This is a genomic window from Kribbella sp. DT2, from assembly GCF_049844575.1.
Taxonomy (GTDB): Bacteria; Actinomycetota; Actinomycetes; order Propionibacteriales; family Kribbellaceae; genus Kribbella.
On the sequence record NZ_JBNCLH010000004.1, the window covers coordinates 219475 to 232598 of the forward strand.

The 13124-nt window shown below is 71.0% G+C and carries 12 protein-coding genes; 7 read left to right on the top strand and 5 right to left on the bottom strand.

The window, feature by feature from the left end; translation table 11 throughout:
* Positions 1-151 precede the first annotated feature (151 nt).
* A complete protein-coding gene (locus ACLQ2O_RS19010; RefSeq protein ID WP_425833092.1) occupies positions 152-541 on the bottom strand; it encodes an SRPBCC family protein in 390 nt (129 codons plus the stop codon).
* A gap of 51 nt (positions 542-592) precedes the next feature.
* Here ACLQ2O_RS19010 and ACLQ2O_RS19015 point away from each other — a divergent pair, with 51 nt between their 5' ends.
* Positions 593-1006, top strand: a complete 414-nt coding sequence (locus ACLQ2O_RS19015) for a MarR family winged helix-turn-helix transcriptional regulator (RefSeq protein WP_425833094.1) — start codon at positions 593-595, stop codon at positions 1004-1006.
* 106 nt (positions 1007-1112) lie between these two features.
* Here ACLQ2O_RS19015 and ACLQ2O_RS19020 read toward each other — a convergent pair whose 3' ends face one another.
* Positions 1113-1652 (bottom strand): GNAT family N-acetyltransferase, encoded by a 540-nt coding sequence (locus tag ACLQ2O_RS19020; RefSeq protein ID WP_425833096.1) that lies wholly within the window; start codon positions 1650-1652, stop codon positions 1113-1115.
* Positions 1653-1713: 61 nt separating this feature from the next.
* Between ACLQ2O_RS19020 and ACLQ2O_RS19025 the strand changes: the two genes are divergently transcribed.
* Positions 1714-2649: a MerR family transcriptional regulator gene (locus ACLQ2O_RS19025; protein ID WP_425833098.1), complete on the top strand. Its 936-nt coding sequence runs from the start codon at positions 1714-1716 to the stop codon at positions 2647-2649.
* 5 nt (positions 2650-2654) lie between these two features.
* On the opposite strand, the gene ACLQ2O_RS19030 is transcribed toward ACLQ2O_RS19025, so the two are convergent.
* Both ACLQ2O_RS19030 and ACLQ2O_RS19035 read right to left on the bottom strand, forming a co-directional pair.
* A complete protein-coding gene (locus tag ACLQ2O_RS19030) occupies positions 2655-3071 on the bottom strand; it encodes a nitroreductase/quinone reductase family protein (protein WP_425833100.1) in 417 nt (138 codons plus the stop codon).
* Positions 3072-3171: 100 nt separating this feature from the next.
* Positions 3172-3552, bottom strand: coding sequence for a MerR family transcriptional regulator (locus ACLQ2O_RS19035; RefSeq protein ID WP_425833102.1), 381 nt, complete (start codon positions 3550-3552; stop codon positions 3172-3174).
* 57 nt (positions 3553-3609) lie between these two features.
* Between ACLQ2O_RS19035 and ACLQ2O_RS19040 the strand changes: the two genes are divergently transcribed.
* From ACLQ2O_RS19040 to ACLQ2O_RS19050, 3 genes are all read left to right on the top strand, one after another.
* Positions 3610-4506 carry an NmrA family NAD(P)-binding protein gene (locus ACLQ2O_RS19040; protein ID WP_425833104.1) on the top strand — a complete coding sequence of 299 codons (897 nt, stop codon included), beginning with the start codon at positions 3610-3612 and terminating at the stop codon, positions 4504-4506.
* Between the two features lie 91 nt (positions 4507-4597).
* A complete protein-coding gene (locus ACLQ2O_RS19045) occupies positions 4598-5077 on the top strand; it encodes a CinA family protein (RefSeq protein ID WP_425833106.1) in 480 nt (159 codons plus the stop codon).
* Positions 5078-5121: 44 nt separating this feature from the next.
* Positions 5122-5508: a VOC family protein gene (locus ACLQ2O_RS19050; protein ID WP_425833108.1), complete on the top strand. Its 387-nt coding sequence runs from the start codon at positions 5122-5124 to the stop codon at positions 5506-5508.
* Positions 5509-5527: 19 nt separating this feature from the next.
* Here ACLQ2O_RS19050 and ACLQ2O_RS19055 read toward each other — a convergent pair whose 3' ends face one another.
* Entirely contained in the window at positions 5528-6466 is a 939-nt protein-coding gene (locus ACLQ2O_RS19055; protein ID WP_425833110.1) for a GlxA family transcriptional regulator, read from the bottom strand.
* A 71-nt stretch (positions 6467-6537) separates the two neighbouring features.
* Between ACLQ2O_RS19055 and ACLQ2O_RS19060 the strand changes: the two genes are divergently transcribed.
* The gene (locus tag ACLQ2O_RS19060; RefSeq protein ID WP_425833112.1) at positions 6538-7569 is read left to right on the top strand and encodes a saccharopine dehydrogenase family protein; all 1032 of its coding nucleotides are present in this window, start codon (positions 6538-6540) and stop codon (positions 7567-7569) included.
* Between the two features lie 59 nt (positions 7570-7628).
* Positions 7629-13115: a carboxyl transferase domain-containing protein gene (locus ACLQ2O_RS19065; protein ID WP_425833114.1), complete on the top strand. Its 5487-nt coding sequence runs from the start codon at positions 7629-7631 to the stop codon at positions 13113-13115.
* Positions 13116-13124: the final 9 nt, after the last annotated feature.

The window sequence follows — 13124 nt, forward strand, 5'->3', positions numbered from 1 at the left end:
GTCGTGCGGCACGACCTGTTTGCGCGAGTACGACGTCAGCTCGAACTCGGCACCGTCGGCGCGCCGGATCAGCGTCCGGCACTCGCCGCGCGGATCGTGCTCGAAGGTGAGGTGCATGGCCCCCAGGGTGAACCTTCGGGGAACCCCGGGGCTACTGGTTTTCGCAGTGGGTGCGGACGGTGGCGAGCTCTTCGTCGACGACCGCGGACTGGGCGTCGAGGGCGTCCTGGGGTGAGCCCTCGGGGAAGAAGAGCGTGAACTGGTACTCGGCGCCGGTGCCGTTGGGGAGGACCCGGGTGTAGACGCCCGGCCCTTCGCCGAAGAGGAGGTCGACGGTGCCGTGGGTCTCCGACGTGGCGACGACCACGCGGCTTTTGTCGTCGCCGTTGTGGAAGATCCACGCGTCGCCGCTCGGTTCGACCGACTTGACGGCGCCGGGCGCCCAGAGCGGGAGGTTGCGGGGGTCCGCGACGAAGGCGAAGACCTTGGCGGGGGTGGCGTCGATCGCGATGCTGCGGGAGATCGGAATGTTTGTAGGCATGTGCTTATCATATGCATCTGCTTACGATTGATCAATCCCTACGATGGACGGGTGGAGCGTGAAGACCTCGGAGCCCTGTTCGCTCGGGTGGTACGCCGGCTGATGGCGGCCGAGCGGCCGCTGCTGGACGCGCACGGGCTGTCGATGTGGGGGTACAGCGTGCTGACGCATCTCGCGCAGCAGCCGACCGAGACCCAGCAGGCACTGGCGCAGGCGATCGGGTACGACAAGTCCCGGCTGATTCCACTGCTCGACCAGCTCGCTGAGGACGGTCTGCTCGTCCGCGAACCGGATCCGGCGAACCGGCGGGCGCACACCGTCCGGTTGACGCCCGAGGGTGAGCGCCGCCTGAACGCTGCCAAGGCTGACATCCGGGAAATGGAGGAGGAGCTGATGAGCGCTCTGAGTCCGACGGAGAAGCGGCATCTGCTCGCCGCGCTCCCGCGGTTGGCCGAGGCCGACTAGCGCGAGGGCGTGGGTGGGGACGACTAGCGCGAGGACCCGGCTGGGGGCCGACTAGCGCGAGGGCCGGGGTCGGGCCAACTTGCCCGACGGTCCGGTCAGGCGACTCCTAGATCTTCGGGTGGTTCGGCGAGAGGAAGACGACGATGTCGGTCGCCGGGCCGAGCGCGGGCGGTTCGTGCCAGCCGGCGCGGCGGTAGAAGGCGATGGTGTCGTGGGCCTGGTTCCAGGTCAGCAGCCAGGCGCCTGACGGCTGGTCCTCGACCGCGGTCGCGAGCAGCCGCCGACCGAGCCCCGTCCCCCGCGCCCAGCCGAGCACGCCGAGTTCGTCGATCTCGAACGCCCCCACGAGCAGCTCGTCGACCTGCTCCGCACCGAGCCGCTGCACCACCTGCCCGTACGAGCGATCCGTACGAAACGGCGCCGGCGTGACCCACCCGGTCACGAACCCCGCGATCCGCCCGTCGTCGGCCCGCTCGATCCAGGCCCCGAACCCGTCCCGCTCGGCGTCGACCGCCAGCCGCTGCCGGAACGCGGCCCGCGTCTCGTCCTGGTCCCGGTGTCCCCACGGCGGCGCGGTGAACACCTCGACGTACGCCTCGGTCAGCTCGTCAGCGATCCCCACCACGTCACCCACGTATCGCTTCACCCCCCGAAGCTACCCGAACGCACTTGCCCCTCCACCCGGTGGAGGTTGCAGGCTGAGCCGCATGAACGACAACCTCCTCACGATCGGCGAACTCGCCCAGCGCACCGGCCTCGCGGTCCGGACGATCCGCTTCTACGCCGACCAGGGCGTGGTGCCACCGACCCGGCGCACTCCCGCCGGGCACCGCCTGTACGACGTCCACGCGCTGATGCGGCTCGACCTGGTCCGGACGCTGCGCGAGCTAGGCGTCGACCTGCCGACCATTCGGCAGCTGCTGGACCGCGAGGTCGCGGTAGCGGAAGTCGCCGCGGCCCACGCCGACGCGCTGGAGACCCAGATTCGCGCGCTCCGCGTCCGTCAGGCCGTCGTCCGCGTCGTCGCCCGCCGGGGATCACGCGCCGAGGAGCTGCACCGCATGCACCAGCTCGCCGAGCTGAGCGACCAGGAGCGCCGCCGGTTGATCGGCACCTTCATCGACGACGCGTTCGGCGACCTCGACGCCAACCCCGAACTGGTCGAGCTGCTCCGCTCCGCGATGCCCGAGCTACCGGACGACCCGACCCCGGAACAGCTCGAGGCCTGGATCGAACTGGCCGACCTGGTCCGTGATCCCGCCTTCAAGACCGCCGTACGCCGAGCAGCCGAGCACCAGGCCGCGGAACGCGCCGCCGGCGACACAACCGGCCTGCACCACGACCTCACCGTCTTCGTGCGCGACCGAGTCACCGCGGCGATCCAGGCCGGCGTCGATCCAGCCGGCCTCGACGCCGTCGCTGTGGTGACAGCGCTCGTCGCCCAATACTGCGAGACCTTCGACGAAACCGATACCCCGTCGTACCGGCGTCGTCTGGTGACTCGGCTGGAAGTCGCGGCAGACCCCCTCATGGAGCGTTACTGGCAACTCCTTGCCGTCACCAACTGTTCGACACCATCGCCGTCGCTGGCGCCGGTCTTCCGCTGGTTCCTGGCTGCTCTCCGCGCCCACACCAGTCGCTGAGCTCGTCAGCGGGGGGTGAGGGCGATGACCGGGATCTGGCGGTCGGCGGTGGCCAGGTAGTCCTTGACGGCCGGGTTCAGCTCGGCGATGCGGGTCCAGGCGGCGGCGTACTCGTCGGGGTCGGTGATCTCCTCGGCGACCAGCTCCTGCACGCCGGTCGGGAGCTCGGCCGTCACCTGCGGGTTCGCCTTCAGGTTGTGGTACCAGCCGGGGTGCCGGGTCAGGCCGTAGTTCGTTGCCCAGAGCAAGATCCGGCCGTTCTCGCGGACGCAGCCGAGCGGGGTCATCCGCGGCTGACCCGACCGGGCTCCCGTGGTGGTGAGCAGCAGCAGCCCGAACGGCGAGTCGCCGCCGCCGATCCGCCCCGCCCGGAACTCCCGGATCACCATCTCGTCGTCGATCCGCTCCGGTACTTCGCTCACGCTGTCGATCCTCCACTGGTTGGTTGTCACCGGCAACTCTGACGGCCCCCGCCGGTCACGGCAACCTGACGCGGCGCGGGTGGCAGAGAGAAACGCCAGATCAGGTCAGCGGGTCGAGCTCGGTCGCCGAGCAGGTCGCTCGGGGGTGATGGGCGATGTCGATCAGCACGGCCAGCCGCCGGCCGGCCTCCAGGAGCTCGGCGACCTGCTGGGCGATGCGGTCCTGCTCGTGCACCAGCCGCTGGACGAGGGCGGGCTCGAGGTGCTGGTCGTCGATGGCCTTCAGCAGCGGCTCGATCAGGCGACTGCTCAGGCCGGCGGCGTAGAACTGCTTGATCAGCAGGATCCGTTCGACCGCCGAGGCGGGGTAGATCCGTTGGCCGCTGCCGGTCCGGTCGGGGTGGAGCAGACCGTGCTCCTCGTAGTACCGCAGCGCCCGCGAGCTGACCCCGGCCTTCGCGCTGACCTCCCCGATGCGCACGATCCGTCCTCCTCAGTGCTTGCCCTTGACGCCGACGTCAAGTTCTACGGTCACGGTATGACAGATCCAGTACTGGTGACCGGCGCGACCGGTCAGCAAGGCGGTATCGTCGCGCGGCGTCTCCTGGCCGACGGCGTACAGGTCCGAGCTCTCGTACGGCGTCCGGACGCCGACGCGGCCCGGGCGATCGAGGCGGCGGGCGCGGAGCTGGTGGTCGGCGACCTGACCGACCGGCCGTCGCTCGACCCGGCGCTCAGCGGGGTCCGCGCGGTGTTCTCGCTGCAATCACCTGACATCAACGACCCCGGCTCCGACGTCGAGCGGGTCAACGGCCTGAACCTCGTCGGCGCGGCCCGCGCGGCCGGTGTCGAGCAGTTCGTGCACTCGTCGGTCGCGGGCATCGGCACGTTCCTCGAACAGGCCGCCGCCGGCCGCGCCGAAGCGTGGGGCGATCCGCACTACTGGAACAGCAAGGCGGCCGTCGGGCTGGCGTTGCCCGGCGCGGGCTTCCGGTCCTGGACGGAGTTCCGGCCGGCGTTCTTCACGTCGAACCTGGTCCGGCCGTCGATCTGGTACGAGAACCTGACCGGCGAGTCGCTCGTCACCGCGATCGACGCGGACAAACCGCTGGCGGTGTTCGCACCACAGGACATCGGTACGGCGGTCGCCGCCGCGCTCGCCGATCCGACGCGCTTCCACGAGCAGGTCCTCGAGCTGGCGGGCGAGCTGCTGTCCCTGAAGCAGATGGCCGCGGCACTGACCGCGGCCGGCGAGCCGACGCACGTGGAGACGGTCACCGCCGTACAGGGCAAGGCGCGCGGGATGCTCCCGCAGCTGATGGGCAACCAGGTCGGCATGAACGACCGCGAAAGCTCCGCCGACCCCGCTCTCGCGAAGACCTTCGGCATCGACCTCACCACCTTCGCCACCTGGGCCGAGCAGCACTACAGCTGAGCAGAGACCCAGGCGGGGAACTGACCTCGGGGACACGCCACCTCGGAGGCCACCCCGGTGCCGGACTCCGGCCGTGACGCACAATCGGTCCATGGCTGGCGAACAGAGCAAGGACGCCGACGAACTGGCCGAAGCCGTCGCGCGGCGGGCGCGGGAAACCGGTCGCTCGATCGCCGCGGCCGAATCCCTGACCAGCGGAAACGTCGCGGCGCACCTCGGCGCGGCGCCGCAGGCGAGCGAGTGGTTCGCCGGCGGCGTCGTCGCGTACTCGTCGCAGGTCAAGCACGCCGTCCTGGGCGTCGAGCCCGGCCCGGTCGTCACTGCCCGCTGCGCACGGCAGATGGCCGAGGGCGTCGCCCGACTGACGGGTGCCGACCTGGCGGTCGCGACCACCGGTGCCGGTGGGCCGGATCCGCAGGACGGTCAGCCGCCGGGGACGGTCTTCATCGCCGTACGCACACCAGTCGGAGTGCAGGCGACCGAGCATCACTTCGACGGCGGCCCCCGCGACGTCGTACAGGCCGCGACGCGGGCCGCGCTCGGGCTGCTGCTGGCGGGGTTTGACCAGTAACGCCTCGGGAAACCGGCCTGCTGAGCGACGGCAAGGAGGCGGCGATGGGTGAGCGACCGGAAGCGGTCGGCGATCTGCGGTTGGCGACGATCGTGGTGAACGCGCTGGACCTGGAGCGGGCGACGGCGTTCTGGCGTCAGGCGCTCGGCTACGACCTCGGTGACGAGATCTGGACGGGCGACCAGTACGTGAAGCTCAACGATCCGGCCGGCCGAGGCCCGTCGGTACTGATTCAGCGGGCCGCTGAGATCCCACCGGAGGCGGCGCCGGTACACATCGACCTGTACACGACCGAGCGCGACCGGCATATCGAGCGACTGGTGAGCCTCGGCGCAACCCGCGTCGAGGACTGGGACTACCCCGAGCACCACGACTTCATCGTCCTCCGCGACCCGGAGGGCAACGAGTTCTGCGTCATCCACGTCGACTAGGAGCAGCTCGACGGGTTGGTCAGGTGCGGAAGGAGCGGCGGTAGGTGTCCGGGGGGACTCCTACTGTTCTCTTGAACTGGCGGCGCAGGGTGGTGGCTGTGCCGAGGCCGGTGGCGGTGGCTACCGACTCGATGCTTTCGTCGGTGGATTCGAGGAGTTGCTGGGCGCGGCGGACTCGTTGGGTGTTGAGCCACTGGATGGGGGTCTGACCCGTCACCGCGTTGAACTGGCGGGCCAGGTGGCGGGGGCTGAGGTTGGCGTGGCGGGCGAGGTCGGTGACGGCGAGGGGCTGATCCAGGCGTTGCTGGGCCCACGCCAGTACGCCGGCCAACGCGTGATCGCCGGCCGGCTGCATCGGCGTGGAGACGAACTGCGCCTGACCGCCGGGGCGGTGAGGTGGCATGACCAGGCGCCGGGCCACCGTGTTGGCAATCGTGGCGCCGTGGTCCAGAGCGATCAGGTGGATGCAGAGGTCGACCGCGGCGGCCTTGCCCGCGGCGGTGAGGACGTTGCCGTTGTCGGTGTAAAGCACGTCCGGGTCGACGACCGCGAGCGGATGGCGGGCGGCGAGCTCAGCGGTGTGCGCCCAGTGGGTGGTCGCGAGCCGTCCGTCGAGCAGGCCGGCCGCTCCCAGCGCGAAGGCTCCCGTGCACAGCGACGCGATCCGGGCGCCTGCCTCATGAGCAGCCCGTACGGCGTCAACCAACTCCACCGGCGGCGGCTCGTCGACGTCCGCGCAGGCGGGCACGATCACGGTGTCGGCGGTCGCCAGCCGCTCCAGCCCGTCCGAGGGCTCGACCAGGAACGGCCCGACCCGTACGGCGGCAGGCCCGCACAGCACCACGTCGTACCAGTCCTCGACGGCCGTATCGAGCGGCGGTGTGCGGAAGATCTCGTACGCCACGGCCAGCTCGAAGTGCAGCAGGTGGCCCGCGGCGGCCAGAGCGACGGTGTGCATGTCCGAAAGTGTACGCATGATGGCGTTCCGGACTATCACGGTCGGTGACCCCGGCCCGCGAAAGTTGGGTCATGAGAATCGTGGTCTACGGAGCAACCGGGCACACCGGACAGTTCGTCGTCGCCGAGCTGCGCCGGCGCGGGCACGACCCCGTCGTCGCGGGGCGCGACGCCGCAAAACTGAGCACGATGTACGACGAGCTGACGTCCCGCCCCGCCGCCACCGACGATCCGCAGGCCCTCGACCGCGCGCTGGAGGGCGCCGACGCGGTGATCAACACCGCCGGCCCGTTCGCGCTCACTGCGGGCCCGCTCGTCGAGGCCGCGCTGCGCGCCAGGATCCCGTACGTCGACGTCGCCGCCGAGATCGAGGCGAACGTCAGCACGCTCACCGAGTACGCCGGCCGCGCCCGCGAGGCCGGCACGATCGTCCTGCCAGCGATGGCCTTCTTCGGCGGTCTCGGCGACCTGCTCGTCACGCTCGCGATGGGCGACCGGACCGCGGCCGACGAGGCCCACATCGCTTACGGGCTGAGCAATTGGCACCCCACGCCCGGCACGCGCACGGCCGGTCAGGTCTCCCACGACCGGCGCGACGGCCGCCGGGTCCGGTTCACGAACGGCGTACTGGAGTATCACGACGACCCGGCCACGCAGGAGGACTGGGAGTTCCCGCCGCCGCTCGGTCGCCGGACGGTGATCAAGGGCTTCACCATGGCGGACGTCGTCACCGTGCCGAGCCACCTCCAGATCCCCGAGGTCGGCACTTCCATGGCCGTCGAGGCCGCCCAGGACCTGGCCGACGCGAACACCCCGGCGCCGACGGCGAGTGACCTCGACGGCCGCTCCGACCAGACGTTCGTCGTCGACGTCGTCGTACGGGCGAACGGCGCCGAGCACAGAGCGTCGGCAACCGGCCGCGACATCTACGCCGTCAGTGCTCCACTCGCCGTGGAAGCGGTCGAACGCATCCTCGACGGCCGGACACGGACAGTAGGCGCGGTCACCGCCGGAGCCCTCTTCGATCCGGCGGACTTCCTGCAGGCGCTGGAACCTTTCCTTTCGGTCACAACCAGTGCACAGCTGACCCCGACTCGACGGTAGGGGCAACTGCCTGGGAATGTTTGCGGTGACAGCTTTGCCGACGACAGGAGTGCCGCCCGGTGTTCAACCGCATCGCCATCGTCAACCGGGGAGAGGCCGCGATGCGGCTGATCAATGCGGTCCGTGAGCTCAACGCCGAGACGGGGAGCCAGGTCGAGACGGTCGCGTTGTTCACGGATGCCGAGCGTGGAGCCACGTTCGCCCGCGAGGCCGACCTGGCCTACCCGCTCGGCCCGGCCGCCGACCGCCCGTACCTGGACCTGGCCAAACTCGAGAGGGCCCTGCTCGAGACCAAGGCCGACGCGGCCTGGGTCGGCTGGGGTTTCGTCGCCGAGGACCCGGCGTTCGCCGAGCTGTGCGACCGGATCGGCGTGACGTTCGTCGGCCCGAGCGCGGACGCGATGCGCAAGCTGGGCGACAAGATCGGCTCGAAGCTGATCGCCGAGGAGGTCGGTGTCCCGGTCGCACCGTGGAGCCGCGGCGCGGTGGCGACGCTGGACGAAGCGATTGCCTCGGCCAACGACATCGGTTACCCGGTGATGCTCAAGGCAACGGCCGGTGGCGGTGGCCGCGGGATCCGGCTGGTCCGCGACGACGAGGACCTGCGCGAGGCGTACCAGCGGACCAGTGACGAGGCGGCCCGCGCGTTCGGCAGTGGCGTGGTCTTCCTGGAGCGGCTCGTCACCGGCGCCCGGCACGTCGAGGTCCAGGTGATCGCGGACGGCCAGGGCACGGCGTGGGCGCTCGGTGTCCGGGACTGCTCGGTCCAGCGCCGCAACCAGAAGGTCATCGAGGAGTCGGCCTCGCCGGTCCTCGCGCCCGATCAGGCCGCCGAGCTGAAGGCGTCCGCCGAGCGGCTCGCGCTCGCCGTCGGGTACGCCGGCGCCGGCACGGTCGAGTTCCTGTACCACCCGGGCGACAAGCTGTTCGCGTTCCTCGAGGTGAACACCCGCCTCCAGGTCGAGCACCCGATCACCGAGCTGACCACCGACTTCGACCTGGTCCGCGCGCAGCTGCACGTTGCGGCAGGCAACAAGTTGGAAGGCCCGCAGCCGGTCGAGGTCGGCCACGCCGTCGAGGCGCGGCTGAACGCCGAGGACCCGGACCGCGACTTCGCGCCGTCCCCCGGCCGGATCGCGCGGCTGCGGCTGCCGTCCGGCCCCGGCGTACGGGTCGACACCGGGGTCAGCGAAGGCGACTCGATCCCCGCGGACTTCGACTCGATGATCGCCAAGATCATCGGTTACGGCCGGACCCGCGAGGAGGCGCTCGGACGCCTGCGCCGTGCGGTCGCCGACACGACCGTCGTCCTCGAAGGCGGTACGACGAACAAGAGCTTCGTGCTCGACCTGCTCGACCAGCCCGAGGTGATCGACGGCTCCGCCGACACCGGCTGGATCGACCGGGTCCGCGGCGAGGGCCGGCTGGTCCTGCGCCGGCACTCCGGGATCGCGCTGATCGCGGCCGCGATCGAGGCGTACGAGGAGGCCGAGCGGGTCGAGCGCCAGCGGCTGCTGGACTCGGCGCGCGGTGGTCGTCCGCAGGTGCAGCACGAGGTCGGTCGCGCGATCGCGCTCAAGCTGCGCGGTGCGACGTACCGGGTCTCGGTCGCGAAGATCGGCTCGGCGCGCTACCGCGTCGGCGTCGGCACCGGGGACGACCTCTGCTACCTCGACGTCGAGCTCGACCGGCTCGACGCGTACGACGCCCGTCTGGTCGTCTCCGGCCGCCGGTACCGGCTCGTCACCGCGACGCACGGCCCGGTGCACCTGGTCGAGGTCGACGGCGTCACGCACCGCGTCAGCCGGGACGAGGGCGGCGTCATGCGCGCGCCCGCTCCCGCGCTGGTGGTGGCGACGCCGGTCGCCGCCGGTGCCGAGGTCGAGGCGGGGGCGCCGGTCCTCGTCCTGGAGAGCATGAAGATGGAGACGGTGCTGTACGCGCCGTTCAAGGCGATCGTGAAGGAGCTGCCGGTCTCGACCGGAAGCCAGGTCGAGACCGGCGCGCCGCTGCTGCGGCTGGAGCCGGTCGGCGACGCGGACGTCAAGGTCGAGGTGTCGGACAGCGTCGACCTGGAGCTGCCGATCCCGGAGACGCCGCCGACGGCCGCCGAGCGGGCCGCGCGCGGCCTCGACAACCTGCGCAGCATGCTGCTCGGGTTCGACATCGACCCGCGCGACGAAGGCCGGACGCTGTCGGAGTACCTGTCCGCCCGCGCCGAGCTGGCCGAACCGCCGATCGCGGATGAGATCGGAGTCCTGCGGCTGTTCGCGGACTTCGCCGAGCTGAGCCGCAACCGGCCGGCCGGTGAGGACCTCAACACCGAGCTGCGCGTGCACAGCCCGAAGGAGCACTTCCACACGTACCTGCAGACGCTGGACGCCGAGCGTGCCGGACTGCCGGAGCAGTTCCGCGACCGCCTGGCCCGTGTGCTCGGGCACTACGGCGTCACGGATCTCGATCGCAGCGACGAGCTGACCGACGCGGTGTTCCGGATCTTCCTGGCCCAGCAGCGCACGTCGCCCGACGTGCTGCTGATGACGTCGCTGCTGCAGCAGTGGCTGGCCGAACCGATGCCCGAGGCCCCTTTGGACGCCGAGGCGTACGCCGTACTGGATCACCTCGTCGTCGCGACGCAGCTGCGCTTCCCGGTGATCGGTGACCTGGCCCGGAGCGTGCGGTTCCGCTGGTTCGACCAGCCGCAGGTGGACGCCGACCGCGCCGAGGTGCTGGCCGAGGTCGCCGCCGAGCTGGACTCCCTGACCAACGATCCGGACGTGCCGGACCGCACCGAGCGGGTCAAGGCGCTGGCCGCGATTCCCGAGCAGATCGTCAGCTTCCTCGCCGAGCGGATCGAGGCCGGGGTGCACCCGGTCGAGCCGATGCTGGAGGTGCTGATCCGCCGGCACTACCTCGAGTACGAGCTGCACGACCTGCGCAACGCCACGGTCAACGGGCGCGCGTTCGCCAGCGCCGACTACACGCTGGACGACCGTCCGACCCACCTGGTCACGACGATCGGCACGGTCGACGAACTGGCCGACACCGGCAGCGACTTCGTCCGCGACCTCGCCGCCGAGGTTGCCGCGAGCCCCGCCGGTCACCAGGCCGTCGCGGATCTGTACCTGTCCTGGCCCGGTACGCCGGAGTCGCCGCAGGACGCCTCCGACCAGCTGCGCGACATCGTCGCCGCGCTGCCGTTCGTCGCCGACGTACGGCGCGTTGCCATCGCTGTTGTCCCGGGCAACGGTCGTGAGATCTGGTACTTCACCTTCCGCCCGTCGGACGGCGGTGTGGTCGAGGACGACAACGTCCGCGGCGTGCACCCGATGGTCGGCCGCCGGCTCAACCTGTGGCGTCTGCACGACTTCAAGATCACCCGGCTGGACGCGCCCGAGGACGTGCTGCTTTACCACTGCGTCGCCCGGGACAACCCGGCCGACGAGCGGCTGGTCGCGCTCGCGCAGGTCCGCCAGTTCGCGGTGGTCCGCGACGAGGAGGGCAAGGTCACCTCGCTGCCGCACGTCGAGCGGGCGATCGCGAACTGCCTGGAAGGCATCCGCCGGGCCCGGACCGCGCGCGGCGCCGCCGGTGCGCGCCTGGAGATGAACCACGTCTGGGTGACGATCTGGCCGGTCGTCGACGGGCAGGTCCCCGAGCTGACCGCGCTGCAGCGCAACATCGCGCCGATGACCGCCGGTGCGGGCATCGAGGAGGTCACCGTCAGCGGCCGCGTGACCGGCTCGAACGGTACGGCGCTGCCGGTGGTCGGACGCTTCTCGTACCAGCCCGGCGCCGGGGTCGTCACCAAGGTGGTCCGGCCCCCGACGGAACGGCTCAAGCCGCTCGACGACTACGCGCAGAAGGTACTCAAGGCGCGCCGTCGCAACACCGTCTATCCGTACGAGGTCGCCGGTCTCGTGGTCGGTGCCGGAGGCACCTATGTCGAGCACGACCTGGACGACAGCGGCACGCTGGTGCCGGTCGACCGGGCGCGCGGGCTGAACAAGGCCGGCCTGATCGCCGGCGTGATCACCACCCCGACCCGCCGGCACCCCGAGGGCATCACCCGCGTCGTGCTCAGCGGTGACCCGACGATGGCGCTCGGCGCGGTCGCCGAGGCCGAGTGCGCGCGGATCATCGGCGCACTCGACCTGGCCGAGAAGCTGGGCGCACCGGTCGAGTGGTTCGCGGTCTCCGCGGGCGCCCGGATCTCGATGGACTCCGGGACCGAGAACATGGACTGGGTCGCCAAGGCGCTCAAGCGGATCGTCGAGTTCACCCAGGCCGGTGGCGAGATCAACATCGTGGTCGCCGGTATCAACGTGGGCGCGCAGCCGTACTGGAACGCCGAAGCGACGATGCTGATGCACACCAAGGGCATCCTGGTGATGACCCCGGACTCGGCGATGGTGCTGACCGGCAAGCAGACGCTGGACTTCGCCGGTGGTGTCTCGGCCGAGGACAACTTCGGCATCGGCGGCTACGACCGGGTGATGGGCCCGAACGGCGAGGCGCAGTACTGGGCGCCGGACCTGGCCGGGGCGCGCGACATCCTGATGGCGCACTACGAGCACACGTACGTCGTACCGGGTGAGCCCGGGCCGCGGCGGGCCCCGACCTCGGACCCGCACGACCGCGACGTCACGTCGTACCCGCACGACCCGATCGACGGCGGGTTCAGCACGGTCGGGCAGATCTTCTCGGCCGCGACCAACCCGGACCGCAAGAAGGCGTTCGACATCCGCACGCTGATGCGCGCGGTCACCGACCAGGACCACCCGATGCTGGAACGCTGGGCGGGCATGGCCGACGCCGAGACCGCGGTGGTCGCGGACACGCGGCTCGGCGGGCTGCCGGTCTGCCTGGTGGGGATCGAGTCGAAGCCCGTTGCCCGGCGGGGATTCCCGCCCACCGACGGGCCGGACACGTACACCGCGGGTACGCTGTTCCCACGGTCGTCGAAGAAGGTGGCGCGGGCGATCAACGGTGCCAGCGGCAACCGTCCGCTCGTGGTCCTGGCGAACCTGTCCGGGTTCGACGGGTCGCCGGACTCGATGCGCAACCTGCAGCTGGAGTACGGCGCGGAGATCGGCCGCGCGATCGTGAACTTCCGCGGGCCGATCGTGTTCTGCGTGGTCTCGCGGTACCACGGCGGCGCGTTCGTGGTGTTCTCCAAGGCGCTGAACCCGTCGATGACCGTGCTCGCGGTCGAGGGCTCGTTCGCGTCGGTGCTCGGTGGAGCGCCGGCCGCCGCCGTCGTGTTCTCCGCGGAGGTCAATGCGCGGACGTCGGCGGACCCGCGGGTGAAGGGCCTGTCGGCCCAGCTCGCCGAGTCCGAGGGCGCCGAGCGCGCGGCGCTGACCAACGAACTGGCTGAGGTGCGGACCTCTGTTCGCGCGGAGAAGCTGGGCGAGGTCGCCTCCGAGTTCGACCGCATCCACGACATCCGCCGCGCGGTGCGGGTCGGCTCGGTCGACCAGGTCGTCACGCCGGAGGAGCTGCGGCCGCAGCTGATCGCGGCGCTGGAGAAGCACTCGGGCTGAGGTTGCTGG